The 18,462-nt window shown below is 64.6% G+C and carries 18 protein-coding genes; 13 read left to right on the top strand and 5 right to left on the bottom strand.

From position 1 onward, the window contains the following. Nucleotides 1-11: 11 nt before the first annotated feature. The 10 genes from JQ592_RS10345 (at nucleotide 12) to JQ592_RS10300 (ending at nucleotide 9,553) form a co-directional block, all read left to right on the top strand. On the top strand, nucleotides 12-1,667 hold the full coding sequence (locus JQ592_RS10345) for a nitrite/sulfite reductase (protein WP_211402762.1): 1,656 nt from the start codon (nucleotides 12-14) through the stop codon (nucleotides 1,665-1,667). Further along, on the top strand, nucleotides 1,654-2,169 hold the full coding sequence (locus JQ592_RS10340; protein WP_211402761.1) for a DUF934 domain-containing protein: 516 nt from the start codon (nucleotides 1,654-1,656) through the stop codon (nucleotides 2,167-2,169). The genes JQ592_RS10345 and JQ592_RS10340 overlap by 14 nt, the downstream gene beginning before the upstream one ends. Further along, nucleotides 2,166-2,891 (top strand): phosphoadenylyl-sulfate reductase, encoded by a 726-nt coding sequence (locus JQ592_RS10335; RefSeq protein ID WP_211402760.1) that lies wholly within the window; start codon nucleotides 2,166-2,168, stop codon nucleotides 2,889-2,891. The genes JQ592_RS10340 and JQ592_RS10335 overlap by 4 nt, the downstream gene beginning before the upstream one ends. A gap of 108 nt (nucleotides 2,892-2,999) precedes the next feature. After that, entirely contained in the window at nucleotides 3,000-4,001 is a 1,002-nt protein-coding gene (locus tag JQ592_RS10330; protein ID WP_211402759.1) for a sulfate ABC transporter substrate-binding protein, read from the top strand. A gap of 37 nt (nucleotides 4,002-4,038) precedes the next feature. Then, nucleotides 4,039-4,875 carry a sulfate ABC transporter permease subunit CysT gene (cysT, locus tag JQ592_RS10325; RefSeq protein WP_211402758.1) on the top strand — a complete coding sequence of 279 codons (837 nt, stop codon included), beginning with the start codon at nucleotides 4,039-4,041 and terminating at the stop codon, nucleotides 4,873-4,875. 10 nt (nucleotides 4,876-4,885) lie between these two features. Beyond that, complete coding sequence (cysW, locus tag JQ592_RS10320; protein WP_211402757.1) at nucleotides 4,886-5,797, top strand: sulfate ABC transporter permease subunit CysW; 912 nt, start codon at nucleotides 4,886-4,888, stop codon at nucleotides 5,795-5,797. Next, a complete protein-coding gene (locus JQ592_RS10315; RefSeq protein ID WP_211402756.1) occupies nucleotides 5,787-6,821 on the top strand; it encodes a sulfate/molybdate ABC transporter ATP-binding protein in 1,035 nt (344 codons plus the stop codon). Before cysW ends, JQ592_RS10315 begins: the two co-directional genes overlap by 11 nt. A gap of 168 nt (nucleotides 6,822-6,989) precedes the next feature. Next, complete coding sequence (locus JQ592_RS10310) at nucleotides 6,990-7,493, top strand: CAP domain-containing protein (protein ID WP_211402942.1); 504 nt, start codon at nucleotides 6,990-6,992, stop codon at nucleotides 7,491-7,493. 94 nt (nucleotides 7,494-7,587) lie between these two features. Beyond that, nucleotides 7,588-8,772 carry a DUF3734 domain-containing protein gene (locus tag JQ592_RS10305; protein WP_211402755.1) on the top strand — a complete coding sequence of 395 codons (1,185 nt, stop codon included), beginning with the start codon at nucleotides 7,588-7,590 and terminating at the stop codon, nucleotides 8,770-8,772. Then, nucleotides 8,765-9,553 (top strand): 3-hydroxybutyrate dehydrogenase, encoded by a 789-nt coding sequence (locus JQ592_RS10300; RefSeq protein ID WP_211402754.1) that lies wholly within the window; start codon nucleotides 8,765-8,767, stop codon nucleotides 9,551-9,553. The genes JQ592_RS10305 and JQ592_RS10300 overlap by 8 nt, the downstream gene beginning before the upstream one ends. A gap of 220 nt (nucleotides 9,554-9,773) precedes the next feature. On the opposite strand, the gene JQ592_RS10295 is transcribed toward JQ592_RS10300, so the two are convergent. From JQ592_RS10295 to JQ592_RS10285, 3 genes are all read right to left on the bottom strand, one after another. Beyond that, nucleotides 9,774-10,598 carry a sulfite exporter TauE/SafE family protein gene (locus tag JQ592_RS10295; RefSeq protein ID WP_211402753.1) on the bottom strand — a complete coding sequence of 275 codons (825 nt, stop codon included), beginning with the start codon at nucleotides 10,596-10,598 and terminating at the stop codon, nucleotides 9,774-9,776. Between the two features lie 177 nt (nucleotides 10,599-10,775). Further along, nucleotides 10,776-12,143, bottom strand: coding sequence for a flippase (locus JQ592_RS10290; protein ID WP_211402941.1), 1,368 nt, complete (start codon nucleotides 12,141-12,143; stop codon nucleotides 10,776-10,778). Nucleotides 12,144-13,089: 946 nt separating this feature from the next. Further along, nucleotides 13,090-13,929, bottom strand: coding sequence for a protein-disulfide reductase DsbD domain-containing protein (locus tag JQ592_RS10285; RefSeq protein WP_211402752.1), 840 nt, complete (start codon nucleotides 13,927-13,929; stop codon nucleotides 13,090-13,092). A 142-nt stretch (nucleotides 13,930-14,071) separates the two neighbouring features. Here JQ592_RS10285 and JQ592_RS10280 point away from each other — a divergent pair, with 142 nt between their 5' ends. Further along, a complete protein-coding gene (locus tag JQ592_RS10280; RefSeq protein ID WP_211402751.1) occupies nucleotides 14,072-14,716 on the top strand; it encodes a YqgE/AlgH family protein in 645 nt (214 codons plus the stop codon). Nucleotides 14,717-15,126: 410 nt separating this feature from the next. Here JQ592_RS10280 and JQ592_RS10275 read toward each other — a convergent pair whose 3' ends face one another. Together JQ592_RS10275 and JQ592_RS10270 are read right to left on the bottom strand one after the other, a co-directional pair. Beyond that, nucleotides 15,127-16,014, bottom strand: coding sequence for a TauD/TfdA dioxygenase family protein (locus tag JQ592_RS10275; protein WP_211402750.1), 888 nt, complete (start codon nucleotides 16,012-16,014; stop codon nucleotides 15,127-15,129). Nucleotides 16,015-16,222: 208 nt separating this feature from the next. Continuing rightward, nucleotides 16,223-17,002 carry an SDR family NAD(P)-dependent oxidoreductase gene (locus JQ592_RS10270; protein ID WP_211402749.1) on the bottom strand — a complete coding sequence of 260 codons (780 nt, stop codon included), beginning with the start codon at nucleotides 17,000-17,002 and terminating at the stop codon, nucleotides 16,223-16,225. 99 nt (nucleotides 17,003-17,101) lie between these two features. Here JQ592_RS10270 and JQ592_RS10265 point away from each other — a divergent pair, with 99 nt between their 5' ends. After that, nucleotides 17,102-17,839, top strand: coding sequence for an SDR family NAD(P)-dependent oxidoreductase (locus tag JQ592_RS10265; protein ID WP_211402748.1), 738 nt, complete (start codon nucleotides 17,102-17,104; stop codon nucleotides 17,837-17,839). 161 nt (nucleotides 17,840-18,000) lie between these two features. After that, nucleotides 18,001-18,375 (top strand): CsbD family protein, encoded by a 375-nt coding sequence (locus JQ592_RS10260; RefSeq protein ID WP_211402747.1) that lies wholly within the window; start codon nucleotides 18,001-18,003, stop codon nucleotides 18,373-18,375. Nucleotides 18,376-18,462: the final 87 nt, after the last annotated feature.

Here is an 18,462-nt window from a genome sequence, read left to right as displayed (position 1 = left end):
GCACTTTAATCATGTATGCTTACGACGAAATCGACCGCACGCTGGTCAACGAGCGCGTCTCTGAATTCCGCGACCAGGTGCAGCGCCGTCTCTCGGGCGAGCTCACCGAGGACGAATTCAAGATGCTGCGCCTGCAGAACGGCGTCTATCTGCAGCTCCACGCCTACATGTTCCGCGTCGCGATTCCCTACGGAACGCTGGCGTCGAACCAGTTGCGGGCGCTTGCACATGTCGCGCGCAAATACGACCGCGGCTACGGTCATTTCACCACGCGGCAGAACATCCAGTTCAACTGGATCAAGCTGTCGGACCTGCCGGATGCGCTCGCCGATCTCGCCGAGGTCGGCATCCACGCGATGCAGACCTCCGGCAACAACATGCGCAACGTCACTTCGGACCAGTGGGCCGGCGTCGCGCCGGGCGAGATCGAGGATCCCCGCATCTGGTCGGAGCTGATCCGCCAGCACACCACGCTGCACCCGGAGTTCTCGTTCCTGCCGCGCAAGTTCAAGATCGCGATCACCGCGTCGGACCATGACCGCGCCGCGATCAAGGTTCACGACATCGGCCTGCGTCTGATCAGGAACGAGAAGGGCGAGACCGGCTTCGAGGTTCTGGTCGGGGGCGGCCTCGGCCGCACGCCGTTCATCGGCAAGACCATCAAGCACTTCGTCCACGGCCGCGATCTGCTCAGCTATATCGAGGCCATTCTGCGCGTCTACAACCAGTACGGACGCCGCGACAACATCTACAAGGCGCGCATCAAGATCCTGGTGCACGAGCTCGGCATCGAGAAGTTCTCCCGTGAGGTCGAGGAGGAGTGGCAGCAAATCCGCTATTCCTCGCTCCAGATCGACGACGAAGTGATCGAGGACATCCGCTCGCGCTTCATCTATCCCGCTTACGAGAAGCTGCCGCACATGCCGGACGAGCTGCGGCAGGCCGCGGCCGATCCCGAGTTCGAGGCCTGGCGCAAGAACTCGGTCGCCGCTCACAAGAACCCCGGCTACTCCGTCGTCACGATCTCGCTGAAGCCGATCGGCGCGCCTCCCGGCGATGCCACCGCCGAGCAGATGGATGCGCTCGCCGATCTCGCCGACAAATATTCCTTCGGCGAGATCCGCGTCGGCCACGAGCAGAACCTTGCGCTGCCGCATGTCGCCAAGCGCGACCTGCCCGCGCTATGGAAGGCGCTCGACAAGCTTGGCCTCGCGACGCCCAACGTCAACCTGATCACCGACATCATCGCCTGCCCCGGGCTCGACTATTGCTCGCTGGCGAATGCGCGCTCGATCCCGATCGCGCAGGAATTGACGCGGCGCTTTGCCAATCACGAGCTGGCCAACCTGATCGGCCGGCTCCACATCAACATCTCCGGCTGCATCAATGCCTGCGGTCACCACCATGTCGGCCATATCGGCATTCTCGGCGTCGAGAAGAACGGCGAGGAGGTCTACCAGATCACCATCGGCGGTCGCGCCGACGAGAACGCCGCGCTCGGCACCCTGATCGGTCCCGGCGTCAAGTTCGACGAGGTCGCCGACGTCGTCGAGGACATCGTGGAAGCTTATCTGGCGCTGCGCGAGCGGCCCGAAGAGCTGTTCATGGACACGGTGAAGCGCCTCGGTGTCGAACCCTTCAAGGAGCGTGTCTATGCCACTCGTTAACGGCGGAAAGATCGTCGACGACAGCTTCGTCAAGCTCGCCGTCGACACACCGCTGCCCGAGGGCGGCGACATCCTGGTGCCGGCCGAGCGCTTCCTCGGCGAAGCCGAAGGCTTGCTCAAGCGCGCCGGCAAGGTCGGCGTGATCTGGCCGAACAATCGCGACATCGCCGAGCTCGTGCCGTATCTCGGCAAGATCGCCGCGGTCGCGCTGGTGTTCCCGACCTTCCGGGACGGGCGCGCTTACAGCCAGGCGCGGCTGCTGCGCGAGCGCTACAATTATCGCGGCGAGCTGCGCGCGACGGGGCAGGTGCTGCGCGACCAGTTCGTCTTCATGCTGCGTGCCGGTTTCGATTCTTTCGAGGTCAAGAAGCAGGCCGACGCGGAAGCCTTCATGCAGACCGCGAAGCGCTATTCGGTGTTCTATCAGCCGACAGGTGACGGTCGCATCACGGCGCTGCACCGGCGCATGCAGCTGCGTCACTCCGAAGGTGTCGGCACGTGAACGCGATCGCGCCTCAGGTTTCGTCCGTGTCTGCGTTGCCTTCGGCGGCGGAGCTCGATCGCGCCCTGCGCGATGCGTCGCCCGCGGAGGTCATTGCCGCGGCGCTGAAGACGGTCGGGCGCGAGAAGCTTGCGCTCGTGTCCTCCTTCGGCACGGAATCGGCGACGCTCTTGAAGGTGATGGTGGATGTCGATCCTGCGATCCCCGTGATCTTCCTCGATACCGGATGGCTGTTCGAGGAGACGCTGGCCTATCGCGACACGCTGATCGCGGCGCTGGGTCTCAAGGATGTTCGCTCGATCAAGCCGGCCGAGGAGTCGCTGTCGCGTGAAGATCCCGACCGCGACCTCTGGTTCTCCGATCCCGATGCCTGCTGCCGCATCCGCAAGGTCGAACCGCTGGCGCGCGCGCTGAAGCCGTTCGACGCCTGGCTCAACGGCCGCAAGCGCTTTCAGGGCAATGTGCGCGCCGATATTCCCGTTGTCGAGGACGACGGCGCGCGGCTGAAGTTCAATCCCTTCGCCAATGTCTCGCGCGAGGAGCTCGAGGCGATCTTCGTCCGCGCCAAATTGCCGCGTCATCCGCTGGCTGCCTCCGGTTTCCTGTCGGTTGGGTGTATGCCTTGCACCAGCAGAGCGGCCGAGGGCGAGGATGCGCGCGCCGGTCGCTGGCGCGGCCGGGCGAAGACAGAATGCGGCATCCACACGATGAAGATTTCGTAGCACAGCTGAGCTGCCAGGCTGCGAACAAGAAAATCCGGTTCCGTTGACTTAAGAGCGTTTCGCCCCGAGTTATGCCTGCCATCGATGACGCCGATGTCGTCGAGGTGAATGGAGATGGACATGATGCGCCGTATCGTTCCGCTCGCGGCAGGATTGCTTTGGGCAAGCTCGGCTCTCGCCGCTGACATCAATCTTTTGAACGTGTCGTACGATCCGACGCGTGAACTCTATGGTGAGTTCAACAAGGCATTCGCGACCGCCTATCAGAAGGAGACCGGCAAGAGCGTCGAGATCAAGCAGTCGCATGGCGGCAGCGGGTCGCAGGCGCGTAGCGTTATCGACGGCTTGCAAGCCGACGTGGTGACGCTGGCGCTCGCCTATGACATCGACGCCATCGCCGGCAAGGGCCTCACCGCAGCCGACTGGCAGAAGCGGTTGCCGCAGAATTCATCACCCTACACCTCGACCATCGTCTTCCTGGTCCGCAAGGGCAATCCCAAGGGCATCAAGGACTGGGACGACCTGCTCAAGTCGGGTGTCGCCGTGATCACCCCGAACCCGAAGACCTCGGGCGGGGCGCGCTGGAATTATCTCGCCGCCTGGGGCTTTGCGCAGAAGAAGTACGGCTCGGCCGACAAGGCCAAGGACTTCATCGGAAAACTCTACCAGCAGGTTCCGGTGCTGGATACCGGCGCGCGCGGCGCCACCGTGACCTTCGTGGAGCGCGGCGTCGGCGACGTGCTGCTCGCCTGGGAGAACGAGGCCTATCTCGCGCTCAAGGAGTTCGGTCCCGAAAAATTCCAGATCGTGGCGCCGCCGCAGTCGATCCTCGCCGAGCCGCCGGTCGCGATCGTGGACAAGGTTGCCGACAAGAAGGGCACGCGCAACGCCGCCGACGCCTACCTTCAGTACTGGTACACCAAGGAAGGCCAGGAGATCGCCGCGCGCAACTTCTACCGTCCGCGCGATGCCGAGATCGCGAAAAAGTACGAAAACTCCTTCGCGAAGGTCGAGCTGTTCACGATCGACGACGTCTTCGGCGGCTGGACCAAGGCGCAGAAGGAACATTTTGCCGACGGCGGCGTTTTCGATCAGATTTACAAGAACTGATCGGGCGCCGTCGTAGGAGGCTTTAGCAGGGGGCCTGGTGAGCGCACTCGCAGCACAACGCCGGACATTGCCGGGCTTCGGTCTCACGATGGGACTGACGCTTTCCTGGCTGTCCGTCATTATCCTGATTCCACTCGCCGGCCTCTTCCTGCGCACGCTCGAGCTGAGCCCGGAACAGTTCTGGGCCATCCTCTCCAGCCGCCGCACCCTGAACGCGCTCCGGGTCTCCTTCGGGCTCGCCTTTGCGGCGGCCTGCGTCAATCTGGTGATGGGCAGCATCATCGTCTGGGCGCTGGTGCGCTACCGCTTTCCCGGCCGGCGCATCTTCGATGCCATCGTCGACGTGCCGTTCGCGCTGCCGACGGCGGTGGCCGGCGTCGCGCTGACCGCGCTGTTCGCCGAGAAGGGCTGGCTGGGGGCGCCGCTCGCCGCGCTCGGCATCAAGGTGGCGTTCACGCCGGTCGGCATCTTCGTCGCCATGATCTTTATCGGCATCCCCTTCGTGGTGCGCACGGTGCAGCCGGTGCTCCAGGATCTCGACCCCGAGATCGAGGAGGCCGCGGGCAGCCTGGGGGCCAGCCGCTGGCAGACCATCATTCGCGTGATCCTGCCCTCGCTGGCGCCGGCGTTGCTGACGGGCCTCGCGCTCGCTTTCGCCCGCGCCGTCGGCGAATACGGCTCGGTGATCTTCATCGCCGGCAATCTGCCCAACGTCTCCGAGATCGCGCCGCTCTTGATCGTGATCCGGCTCTCCGAATTCCGCTATGCCGATGCGACCGCCATCGCGGTGGTCATGCTTGTCGTCTCCTTCGTCGTCATCTTCGCCGTCAACCGGCTCCAGCGCTGGGCGCAGAGCCGGATTCCGGCGCGCTGAGGGGGATGCGATGACGATGCAGATCGCAGACACCGTGTCGCTCCAGGCTTCCGATGCCAAGGCGCGCGCGCATGCGGCGGCCGCGCGCGACAACCTCCGCACCGAGCCGCGCGCGGTGCGCATCGCCATCATCACGCTGGCGATCATGTTCCTCACCGTCTTCGTCGTGCTGCCGCTGGTTGTCGTGTTCGCGCAGGCGTTTTCGCGCGGTATCCTCGCCTATCTCGCCGCGCTCGCCGAGCCGGAGGCGATGGCGGCGATCAAGCTGACGTTGATCGTCGCGGCGATCTCGGTCGGCCTCAATCTCGTGTTCGGCCTCGTCGCCGCCTGGGCCATCGCCAAGTTCGAGTTCAGGGGCAAGACCTTCCTGATCACGCTGATCGATCTGCCGTTCTCCGTGAGCCCGGTGATCTCGGGCCTCGTCTTCGTGCTGCTGTTCGGCGCGCAAGGCTATTTCGGCAACTGGCTCAGGGATCACGACATCCAGATCCTGTTCGCGGTGCCGGGCATCGCGCTCGCGACCACCTTCGTGACGTTCCCGTTCGTGGCGCGCGCGCTGATCCCGCTGATGCAGGAGCAGGGTACGCAGGAGGAGGAGGCGGCGATCTCGCTCGGCGCCTCGGGCCTGCAGACCTTCTTCCGCGTCACGCTGCCCAACATCAAATGGGGCGTGCTCTACGGCGTCCTGCTCTGCAATGCGCGTGCGATGGGCGAGTTCGGCGCGGTCTCGGTCGTCTCCGGCCACATCCGCGGCGAGACCAACACCATGCCGCTGCTGGTCGAGATCCTCTACAACGAGTACCAGTTCGTCGCCGCCTTCGCGATCGCCTCACTGCTCGCGATGCTGGCGCTGATCACGCTGATCGCAAAAACCGTTCTCGAACGTCATCTCGACGAAGGAGAAGACGCAAGTGACCATTGAAGTCAGGAATCTCGTCAAGAAGTTCGGCAGCTTTGCCGCTCTCGACGGCGTCGACCTCAAGGTCGACAACGGCGAATTGCTGGCGCTGCTCGGGCCCTCCGGCTCCGGCAAGACCACCTTGCTGCGGATCATCGCCGGCCTCGACTGGCCTGATTCCGGCGAGGTCTCCTTCAACGGCGAGGACGCGCTGGCGCAGGGCGCCCGCGAACGCCATGTCGGCTTCGTGTTCCAGCACTACGCGCTGTTCCGCCACATGACGGTGTTCGAGAACGTCGCCTTCGGCCTGCGCGTGCAGCCGCGCGCGGTCCGCAAGGACGAAGCCACCATCCGTGCGCGCGTGAAAGAGCTGCTCGACCTCGTGCAGCTCGACTGGCTCGCCGACCGCTACCCCAGCCAGCTCTCCGGCGGCCAGCGCCAGCGCATCGCGCTTGCCCGCGCGCTCGCGATCGAGCCGCGCATCCTCCTGCTCGACGAGCCCTTCGGCGCGCTTGACGCGAAGGTGCGGAAAGAGCTGCGCAGATGGCTGCGCTCGCTCCATCACGAGATCAACGTCACCTCGATCTTCGTCACCCACGACCAGGAGGAGGCGCTCGAAGTCGCCAACCGCGTCGTGGTGATGGACAAGGGCCGGATCGAGCAGATCGGCTCGCCTGACGATGTCTATGAGACTCCGGCGACGGCCTTCGTCCACGGTTTCATCGGCGAGTCCATCGAGCTGCCGGTCCAGGTCGACGGCGGCGTGATCAGGCTCGGCGACCGGCCGCTTCAGCTCACGGCGGAGGGCCTCGTGCCTGGCGCGTCAAAGCTGTTCGTACGGCGACATGACATGCTGGTCGGCCCGCCCGGCACCGGCGCCTTCGAGGGCGCAGTCCAGCACGTCCGCAATTTCGGCCCGGTGCAGCGGGCAGAGGTCGCGCTGTCAGGTGGTGAAACCATCGAGATCGACGCCCCCCGCGACAAGGAACTGCGCGCCGGCGACACCATCGGCCTCAATCCCCGCCGCTACCGGATATTTGCGGGTTAGGAGAGGCTGTCATTCCGGGATGGTCCGAAGGACCAGACCCGGAATCTCGAGATTCCGGGTTCGATGCTTCGCATCGCCCCGGAACGACTTGCGTCGATTTTCCTCAAAATTCACCTTTCAGCCACGGTTGGTATGCAACAACGGCCCCTCATTTGGGGGCCTCGATTCATGCGCGCTGCGGCCGCAATTCTCATCATTTTGCTGCTCGCCGGCTGTGCCGGCAACGAAGCACCGGTCCAACAGCCGTCGATGTATACGGACATGGCGGTCCCGGGCGCCAAGCTCGACGCGCAGGCCGCCGCGGTGATGATTTCGCAATACCGCCAGAACAACATGCTCGGCACGGTTGTGATCGACCCTGATCTGATGCGGCTCGCCGAATCCCAGTCCCAGGCCATGGCGGCGGCCAACAAGATGGACCACGACGTCCGCGCGCCGCTGGCCAAGCGCCTGGCCACCGGCGGCTATCCGGCCACGGCTGCGGTCGAGAACGTCTCGGCCGGCTATCATACGCTGGCGGAAGCGTTTTCCGGCTGGCGCGACTCGCCTCCGCACCGCGCCAACATGCTCAAGAGCGGTGTCACAAAATTGGGCATTGCGGCGAGCTATGCTCCGGGCACCAAGTACAAGGTGTTCTGGACCATGATCCTGGCCTCAACCGAGCCCCGATAAGCCAGACTTGATCCCCGGATGCATTGACGCGGCGGCGGACTGTCGCCACGGTGGCGCGCCATTTGCTGTTGTTCCCTTATGCTATTGTTCCCGCATGACCGATCATAGCCCGGAATCCGCCAGCGTCCCCGCGAATGCGCAACGCGTCCTGGTCCTGCAGGGCGGCGGCGCGCTCGGCTCCTATCAGGCCGGCGCCTTTCAGGCGCTGTGCGGCTACGGCTTCGAACCGGAATGGGTCGCCGGGATCTCCATCGGCGCGATCAACGCCGCGATCATCGCCGGCAATGAGGGCCACACCCGCGTCGAGCGGCTGAAGGAATTCTGGGAAATGGTGTCGGCGCCGGTGCCGTGGAAGCCGGTCGGCAAGAGCGATCACAGCCGCGAGCTGTTCAACTCGACGAGTGCCGCGCTGATCGCCACCTTCGGCGTGCCCGGTTTCTTCGTCCCGCGCGTGCCGCCCGCGCCGATGTGGCCGCCGGGCCATCCCGAGGCGGAAAGCTATTACGACACCTCCCCGCTCAAGAAGACGCTGGAGCGGCTGGTCGATTTCGACCGCATCAACGACCTCAAGACGCGCTTCTCCGTCGGCGCGGTCGGCGTCACCTCCGGCAACTTCAAATATTTCGACAATTACGAGTTCAAGAAGCTCGGCAAGAAGATCGGCCCCGAGCACATCATGGCCTCCGGCGCGCTGCCGCCGGGCTTTCCGTCCGTCGTGATCGACGGCGAGCATTATTGGGACGGCGGCATCGCCTCCAACACCCCGCTCGACTACGTGCTCGACGCAGAGCTCGCGCGTGACATGCTGATCTTCCAGGTCGACCTGTTCTCGGCGCGCGGCGATTTGCCAAATTCGCTGCTCGAGGCGACCGAACGCGAGAAGGACATCCGCTTCTCCAGCCGCACGCGGATGAACACCGACAAGAACAAGCAGATCCACAATGCCCGCCGGGCCGTGCGCGACCTGATTTCCAAATTGCCCGATTATCTCAAGAACGACCCTTCCGTCGAATTCCTCGCCAAGGCATCTCGTGAGAGCACCGTCACGGTGGTGCATTTGATCTATCGCAGCAAGAACTACGAATCCTCGTCCAAGGACTATGACTTCTCGCATGTCGCCATGGTCGAGCATTGGGAAGCCGGCGTGCGCGACGTGCATCTGTCGATGCGCCACAAGGACTGGCTCGACCAGCCGCAGTCCGGCGAGACCATGGTGACCTACGATCTCACGGGGGACGTCACCGCGCCCCCGCCAAAAAGGAGCGAAGAACATGGGTAGTCTCTCAGGCAAGAACGCCGTCGTGACCGGTTCGACCAGCGGCATCGGGCTCGCTTACGCGCGCGGCTTTGCCGCGGCCGGCGCCAACGTCGTCATCAACGGCTTCGGCTCGCCGGAGGACATCGAGAAGGAGCGCGCCAAGATCGAATCCGACTTCGGCGTCAAGGCGGTCTACTCGCCCGCCGACATGACCAAGCCCGCCGAGATCGCCGGGATGATCGCACTCGGCGAGAAGTCGTTCGGCTCGGTCGACATCCTCGTCAACAATGCCGGCATCCAGTTCGTCTCGCCGATCGAGGAATTCCCGGTCGAGAAGTGGGACCAGATCATCGCGATCAACCTGTCATCGGCCTTCCACGCCATCCGCGCCGCGGTGCCCGGCATGAAGAAGAAGGGCTGGGGCCGTATCATCAACACCGCCTCGGCGCACTCGCTGGTCGCCTCGCCCTTCAAGTCCGCCTATGTGTCGGCCAAGCACGGCATCGCCGGCCTGACCAAGACCGTGGCGCTCGAGGTCGCGACCCACAAGATCACCTGCAACTGCATCAGCCCCGGCTATGTCTGGACCCCGCTGGTGGAGAAGCAGATCCCCGACACCATGAAGGCGCGTGGCCTGACGCGCGAACAGGTCATCAACGACGTGCTGCTCGACGCGCAGCCGACCAAGGAGTTCGTCACCTCCGAGCAGGTCGCAGCGCTGGCGCTGTTCCTGTGCAGCGACGACGCCGCGCAGATCACCGGCACCAACCTCTCGATCGACGGTGGCTGGACCGCGGAGTAGTACGCGTCGACCGAATAACTCTCGGTCATGCCCCGCGACCCGGCTACGCCAAGGCTTCGCCGGGGTAGAGGTCCAGGGGCGCCGAAGCTTTAGCGTAGGCGGCAGGCGGGGCATCCAGTACGCCGCGGCTCATCGGCTAGACCACAACCGTCTCGGAGTACTGGATCGCCCGGTCAAGCCGGGCGATGACAGCAAGAGTGGAGCGGCGGTCGCTCCCCGCTCAATGCGTCCAGGCCAGCGCCGTCACGATGGCCGACGACAAATTCAGCTCCGCGAACATGATCTTGCCGGCGACCACGAACAGCACGCTGGCAAGCGTCAGGCGCAGCACCGTCTCGGGGACGCGCGTCGCGCTGTAGCTGCCGACGATGATGCCGGGCAGCGAGCCCAGCAGCAGTACGCCCATCAGGCCCCAGTCGACATCGCCGAGCGCCCAGTGCCCGACGCCGGCGACCAGCGTCAGCGGCACGGCATGGGCGATGTCGGAGCCGACGATGGTTGCCATCGGCAGGCGCGGGTAGAGCAGCAGCAGCACGGTCACGCCGACGGCTCCGGCGCCGACCGACGAAATCGACACCAGCACGCCGAGCACGATCCCGGTGATGACGGTCGCGATCGCCGTGGTGCGTTCGTCGACCCGCTCCAGCGTCCTGCGGTAACGCTCCATGATCGCCTTGCGGAAGATCAGCGACGTGGCGGTCAGCAGCAGGGCAAAGCACAGCACCAGATTGACGAGGCTGCGCTCGGTATCGCTTCTGAGATCGAGCTTCCACAGCACCAGCAGCGTCAGGGCGCTCGCCGGAATGCTGCCGCAGGCGAGCCGCAGCACCGCCGGCCAGTGCACGCTGCGCGACCAGCCATGCACGAAGCTGCCGCCAGTCTTGGTGGCGGCGGCATAGAGCAGGTCGGTGCCGACGGCGGTGGAGGGATGGACGCCGAACAGCAGGATCAGCAGCGGCGTCATCAACGAGCCGCCACCTACGCCGGTCATCCCGACAAGCAGGCCGACGCCAAATCCGGAGGCGACGTAGAGTGGATCGATCATGGTCTGGGGAATCTTAGGTTTATCTCGTCGGTTGGGCAATATGACGTAGAATAAAGTTTCCCTGATGTGCAACTACTTGGGTAGAATAAGAAAAATCATGCTGCGGACCGTGAGCGGATAGGAGTTTCGCCTCCATCGCCCGCGTGTCGCGAAACAGCCGTTTCCTGGCGTCAGCACCTATTTACCGAACGCCAGCACGTGCAGTCCCAGCCGCTGCCGCACGATCCAGAACAGCAGCACCGTCTCGAAGGTGAGCGAGATCGAGGTGGCGGCCGCCGCGCCGTGGCCGCCGAAGCGCGGCACCAGGATCACGCAGAGCACGAGGTTCATCACGAAGGCCAGCGCGTAGGCCAGCGCGCAGATCTTCTGCTGGCCGAGCATGTTGAGCAGGCGCTCGACCGGGCCAATCGCGGCGCGCACCACGAGGCCGATCGCGGCGACGAGCATGATGTCGTAGCCGACCACGAATTGCGGCCCGAACAGCCACAGCAGCGGCTTGCCGAGCGCAAGCAGCACGATGGTCGCCGCCAGCGACGGCCAGAACGTCCAGTTGATGGCGTGCGCGACATAGGCCGACAGCCGCGCCTTGTCGCCGCTGGCGTTGTATTCGGCGAAGCGATGCGCCGTCGTCGCCGACATCGCGTAGTGGATGAACGAGACCAGCGCCAGCGTCTTCACTACGGCGAAATAGACGCCGACCTCGTCGGAGGGACGGAATTGCTGCAGCACCAGCACGTCGGTGTAGGACAGGAGCAAATAAAAACTCTCGACCAGCAGGATCGGCAGCGACACGGCGAGCCAGCCGCTGACGTCGTAGGCCTTCGGCCCGGGCTCGATGTGATCGGCGAGCTTGCGGTTCAAAACCACCATCTGCCCGGTCATCGCGATCCACACCGCGCTGGCGCTCGCGACCATCGCGGCGACCGCGCCGAGATGATAGCCGAGCAGGAAGGCGGCGCCCGTGATGCCGATGATCAGCGCCTGGCGGATGATGAATTGCGGCATCAGGCCGAGCTGCATCCAGTCATGCGAGCGTGCGATGCCGTCCTGGGTATTGGCGACGACGAAGGCGGGCAGTGTCATGCAGCCGATATAGAGCGGCAGCACCTCGGTTGGATCGATCCAGGGCGAGAGCAGCCTGACCATGCCGGCAAGCGCCAGCGACACCAGCGTGGAGACGGCAAAGGTCAGCCAGCGGCTGCCGGAGAGGAAGCCGCGCAGCAGCGCATGCTCGTCGCTGGCACGGTACTCCGGAATGATCTTTTGCGCGGAAGCCGAGATGCCAAGATCCATCATGCTGCCGAGCAGCAGCACCCAGGTCCAGACATAGACATAGATGCCGTAGTCGGACGTGCCCATCCAGCGCGCGAGCAGCACCTGCGAGACATAGGCGAGGCCCGCGCTGATCACACGGATGATGAAGATGGTCCCTGCCAGCCGCCGCGTCAGCGACGCCTCGCTCGATCCGCCCGTCAGCTTGCCGCGCAGCCGCGCGATCAGCCCGGCCGGTCCGGTCGTTGCGGGTTGTGCATCCATCACGGCCACGTCGAGGTCCCCAAGCGTCCGCACCAAGCGTTCCGCATGCTGCGGCAGCCTTTGACCTAGCAACCATTCGTTAAGATACGGTTGGGTCAACGATTTTGTCCTGGCCTAGGGCGCGTACGCATGAACTGGCGCGGTGGTCAGGCCGCGTATGAGGTGAGTGCTGTGCCGAGAGCGGCCAGCGACCATCAGCTGGAAGACAAGCGTCTGGCCGCCTCCACGTTGACCCACTCAGGACGAGAACCACGGTCCGGCATGAAACAGGCGGCCCTTTGGGGCCGCCTGACGTAGCCTTAAGTGCGGATGGGTTATTGGCAGAGATGCTGGCGACCGTCAGCACCCTTGTAATTGGTGCCAGGCCTGCAGACGATGCCGTTGCGGGCGGCATATTGAGACCAGCTGCCGTTCCAGCCGTAACCGCCGCCGCCGCCGCCATACATGGCGTAGGAATTGCCCCAGCCGCCGGGATTGCCCCAGCTGCCGGCGGCGGGAGCGCCTACTGGTGCCGGCTGTCGAGACGCGGTTCGACGAGATGCTTGCCGATACCGAGGGGCGGTGGGGGGGCTGCCGGTTCCAAGACCCGTGCAGTTGGCGAATTCAGCTTGGCAGAGGTCCGGATTGGATTGGGCCCACTGCGCTGGTGCAGCAGAACTGAACAAGGCGGATGCCGCAACCACGGCCGCGCCAAGAATCCTTGGATTCATCATGGCTTGCTCCTTGTGGTTTGACGTGGCGCTGAATGCCACGTCTGACAGAGCCTATACGACGCTTGCGAGACTGACCATGCTGCTTCGGCATCGCCAAAATTGGGACTGCGCTGGGTCCAGGAACAGTAATGCTCTGGCCGATCGTAAGATTTCCGCTTGAGCGTCAGAGGCTGACGTCTGCGCCTTCTCGAGTACACGTTCTCGTGTGCAATATGCACGGGAGCGGGGACGATCGGGAAACATCATTCCAGGTTCGTATTGAACTCGTACGACTTCTCGGGCCCGACCAGCGTGAACTTCAGCGCGGCGCCCTCGGGTTTGGCGCCCGGCGGCAGCCCGTCGAGCTCGAACGAGAAGCGCTTCACGCCGGGCGGGCTGGGCTCGACCGGCGCGGGAATCGGCAGCGACCAGTCGGGCGTCGGCCCTTCGACGAACAGATTGACGTTGCGGCTGTCGGGCACAACGACGTCGACCACCACGTTCTTGGGTCCGTCACGCTTGACGTCGCGAATGGTGAGCGGATTGGGATCGCCGATCGTGGCGGGCTTCGGCACGGTGTCGAGCGCCGCGCGCAGGTTCGCATCTTCGGTCGAGGCGACGCTGTTGAAACCGAGCTCGGCATTGGCCTCGACGGGAATGCACAGCTTCTCGCACACCGCGTAGTTGATCTCGGCACGCAGCGTCACCGGCTTGTCGGCGGACTTGGCGACGATGCGCAGAGGCAGCACGATCTGGTCGCGATAGCCGATCGAATGGCCGCCCGCGCCGTCGTCGAACTTCAGCGGCGCCGGCCACATCACCGTCACCGCTTCGACATTTTCTGATTTCGAGAAGTCGAACCGCGGCGGAACGCCGGAATCGCCGGGCATGCGCCAATAGGTCTTCCAGCCCGGCTGGAGCTGGAAGGCGATACCGCCGAGCAGCACGGCGCCACTGCGCGATCCCGCGAGCAGCCGCACTGCGGAATGCCCGTCGCGCTGCCACGGCGAGGCGTCGTCGGCATGGGCAGTCATGGCCAGCGCTGACGCAAGCAGGGCTGTTGCGACGCCGATCGCCGTACGCGGGGGAACTTGTGTGAGCATGGCAAGTCTTTACAGGGTCACCCCAGGGCAAACCATTGAATTGCTTGTGATGGATGCACTCGAATCAAATCTCTGCAAGCCTTGATTTGACAGCGGCTAGGTCCGACATCAGGATAGGAATTGAAACCGGAGTGCTTCACCGATGGCTCCCACAGGCAAGAGGACGGGCGAAAGCACCCGCAAGGCGGGCCCGACGCTTCCGAATTCAGCCGGCTATCTCGACGGCCGCCTCCTGATTGCGATGCCCGTGATGGGCGATCCCCGCTTCGAGCGCTCGGTGATCTATCTCTGCGCGCATTCGGCGGAAGGCGCCATGGGCATCATCGTCAACCATCCCGCCGGCAGCATCGACTTTCCCGAGCTGTTGCAGCAGCTCGGCATCATCAGGAAGGGCGAGCACATCAAGCTGCCGGAGAATGCCGAAAGCATGAAGGTGCTGCGCGGCGGGCCGGTCGATACCGGCCGCGGCTTCGTGCTGCATTCCAGCGACTTCTACATCGAGAACGCGACGCTGCGGATCGATGACGGCGTCTGCCTCACCGCGACCGTCGACATCCTGCGCGCGATCGCCAACGGCTCCGGCCCCAAGCACGCCATCCTCGCGCTCGGTTATGCCGGCTGGGCGCCGGGCCAGCTCGAGACCGAGATCCAGAGCAATGGCTGGCTGCATTGCGATGCGGATGCGGACCTGATCTTCGGCGACGACGTCGACGAGAAATACGACCGCGCCCTGCGCAAGATCGGCATCGACCCCGGCATGCTCTCGAACGAGGCGGGGCACGCGTAGCTGGCGTTGCTGTCGTCCTGCCTCCGCCGTTGCTCCGTCCTCAGCTGTCGTCCTGGCGAAAGCCAGGACCCATTACCACCGGACGCGTTGTTTGAGGCAGGCTGGTAACCACCGGCCTTCGTCAAACTGCGTCCGGTGGTAATGGGTCCTGGATCGGCGCTCGCTCCGCTCGCTGGTCCAGGACGACGAGGAGGATTGATTCCGGCTGTCGTCCCGGACAAGCGCGCCACAAGCGCGCGCAGATCCGGGAGCCATAACCCCAGGGTGGAGTTTGAGGCAGGCCGGTCACCACGAGTCTTCGCCAAACCACGCCCTGTGGCTATGGGTCCCGGATCTGCGCTCCACGCCGGACAACGCTGCGCGTTGCCCTGCGCTGCGCTTGTCCGGGACGACAGCGGTGTGTGCGGCACCTACTCCGCCGCCTGCTGCTGCACCGTCGGCTCGGTCCCCGCTACCGTCGCCCTGCGCATGTCGCGGGGCTGGGACTGGTCGTAGCGGCGGACGCGGTGCATGGTCTGGCGGTTGTCCCACATCACGAGATCATGCAGTTTCCATTTATGGACGTGGACGAACTCTGCTTGCGTCGCGTGTTCGTTGAGATCGCGCAGCAGGAGGCGTCCCTCCGGCATGCTCATGCCGACGACCTTGCCGGCATGCGATGACAGATACAGCGATTTGCGGCGATGCACGGGATGGGTCCGCACCAGCCGTTGCAGCACCGGCTTGAACATCTCCTTCTCTTCGTCGGTGTACTCGGTGAAGCCGAGCGATCCGCGCGAATACATCAGCGAGTGCTCGCAGACGAGGTTCTCGATCTCCGCCTTGATCTCCTCGTCGAGCGCGTCATAGGCCGCGCGCATGTCGGCGAATTCGGTGTTGCCGCCCTTCGGGTTCACCACCCGCGCCGACAGCAGCGAGAATTTTGCCGGAATGGGGCGGAACGAGCTGTCGGAATGCCACAGGCAGTTGCCGAGGTTGAACAGATGCGCGCGGCTGCCTTTTGCCAGCGGCTTGCCGTCCTTGCCGAGATTGGAGACGTCGTTGAGGCCGGACTGCAGCCGGTAATCCTTCTCCTTGGTCACTGTGCCGCCGCGCGCATCCTCGCGCTGGCCGAAATTCAGGGCGAAGGCCATCTGCTGCTCGTCGGTGATGTCCTGGTCATGGAAGACGAGCACAGCATACTTGTCCATGGCAGCCTCGATCTCGCGTGCCTCCGCCTCGGTGAGGGGCTTGCGCAGATCGAGGCCGGAAACCTCGCCGACGAAATGCTTCTGAAGCTGCCGGATGGCGATCGTCATGGTGTTCTCTCCCGCGAACCGCGAGCGGTTGGTCCCGCTCTGTCTGCGAAAAAGCTACTCCTGCACTCGCAGTTGTCAACGCGCGGCGCGCATGGCAGCCCGTAGCAGGCACGATGTAGCCCGGGTGAGCGCAGCGATACCCGGGAGCGGTGCAGGCAAAGCCCCGGATGTCGCTTCGCTCATCCGGGCTACGCTCTCTCGATGGCTCTCACGCGTTCCGCGCCATCAGCCCGCCGTCGACCGGGATCACGGCTCCAGTGAGGAACGACGCCGCTGGCAGGCACAGGCTCAGCGTCATATGCGCGACCTCCTCGGGGTCGCCGTAACGGCCGAGTGCAGTGCGGCGCTTGGCGTAGATGGTCTTGTGCTCCTCGGAAATGCGGTCGGTGATGGCGGTGCGGATCGGGCCCGGGCAGATGCAGTTGACGGTGATGCCCTCGCGGCCGAGCTCGACCGCCAGCGAACGGGTGAGGCTCGCGACGCCCCCCTTCGCCGCCGAATAGGGGCTGTGCAGCGCCGTAGCGCCGAGCGCCTCGGTGGAGGCGATGTTGACGATGCGCGGGCTCTTCGACTTGCGCAGATGCGGCAGCGCGGCGCGGATGATGCGCGGATGCGCCGTCAGCATCACGGCGATGCCTTTGGCCCAGGCGTCTTCGTAAGCTTCGTCGTCGATCGCGACGCGCACGGAGATGCCGGCATTGTTGACGACGATATCGAGCCCGCCGAAATGCGCGGCGACAGCGCTGACCACGTGCTTGATCTCGCCGCCGTCGACAACATCGAGCTTCCACGCCTTCGCTGCCCCGCCGCTCGCCACGATCTCCTTGGCAACGGATAGCGCGCCATGCTCGTCATAATCGGTGACGGCGACGTTCGCGCCCTCACTCGCGAATACGCGCGCCGTGGCGCGGCCCATGCCGCTGGCCGCGCCGGTGACGAGAACGGTGAGGCCCTTCACGGACCGGCTGAGCTCCCTAGACTCGGACATGCTGTTTCCTCGCGGCGTATTGCTTGTTGTTATGAGATTGACAAGGCTGGCATCGATCCGCAGACAGGTCAAACAAGCAAAGCAAAAGGGGAGGCCGCGATGGCGAACGAGCTGGATTTTTCGGGCAGGCAGGTGCTGGTCGTCGGCGGTTCCAGCGGCATCGGCAACGGCATCGCGCAAGCCTTTCGAACGAGGGGCGCGCATGTTGCCGTTTGCGGCACGCGTGCTCACGCAACGGAATATTCGGCCGACGAAGGCTCCGATCTTAGCGGTCTTGCTTACGCGCAGCTCGACGTCAGCAATGCCGCTGCGATCGAAGCGTTCAAGCCGTCGTTCGATCGCCTCGACATCCTTGTGCTCGCGCAGGGCGCGGTGATCTATCGCCGCGGCGAATTCGAGATGGATGGCTTCCGCAAGGTCGTCGAGGTCAACCTGATGAGCCTGATGGCGTGCGCGACGCGGTTTCATGCCATGTTGCGGGATGCCAAGGGCGCGCTGATCATGGTGTCCTCGACCGCGGCCTATCATTCCACGATGGGCAATCCCGCCTACAACGCCTCGAAGACCGGCGCGGTCGGATTGACGCGCACGCTGGGAGAGGCCTGGGCCGAGGACGGCATCCGCGTCAACGGCATCGCGCCCGGCCTCGTCGACACCAAGATGACGAAGGTGACGACCGACAATCCCAAGCGGCTCGAAGCGGCGCTGTCGCGCATTCCGCTGCGGCGATTGGGCACGCCGGCCGACATGGCGGGCGCAGCTTTGTTCCTGGCCTCGCCGCTGTCGTCCTACATCATCGGCCAGACGCTCGTCGTCGACGGCGGGCTGATCTTGTAAATCTTGTAGCCCGGGTGAGCGCAGCGATACCCGGGAACGGTGCAAGCAAAGTCCCGGATGTCGCTTCGCTCATCCGGGCTACGCACTACACACTTTCACTGACACTTGGAACTGCGCTGCTCCTGATCGGTTACTTGGGCTGACCCCCGAGGAGGAGCATCATGGACACGGATCGGATTGTCGGATCAGCCAAGGAATTCGCCGGACGCGCGGAAGGCGCAGTCGGAGACATGGCAGGCGATGCCAAGATGGAGGCGTCGGGCAAGGCGCGCGAAGCTGCAGGTACGGTGCAGAATCTCTACGGCCAGGCCAAGGATGCCGTGCGTGATGCTGCGGATACCGCGACGAGCTACGCCAAGGACGCCTATGAGAACAGCGGCGAGACCTTCCGCGACGGCACGCAGGCGCTGTCGAAGAAAGTGCGGGACAATCCGCTCGGCGCGCTGCTCGTCGCCGGTGGCATCGGCTTTGCGCTCGCGCTTCTGATGTCGCGCCCCGCCCGCCGTCCGCCGCCGCGCTGGCGCTATTACGGCTAGGAACCGTGCCGTCATTCCGGGGCGCCGCGTTGACGCGGCGAACCCGGAATCCAGATGTTACGGCGCGAGATTCCGGGTTCGCGCTTC

The organism is Bradyrhizobium iriomotense, assembly GCF_018129405.1.
GTDB lineage: Bacteria > Pseudomonadota > Alphaproteobacteria > Rhizobiales > Xanthobacteraceae > Bradyrhizobium > Bradyrhizobium iriomotense_B.
Note: the sequence above shows the minus strand (reverse complement) of the source record. Positions and strands in the feature narration are given on the sequence as shown.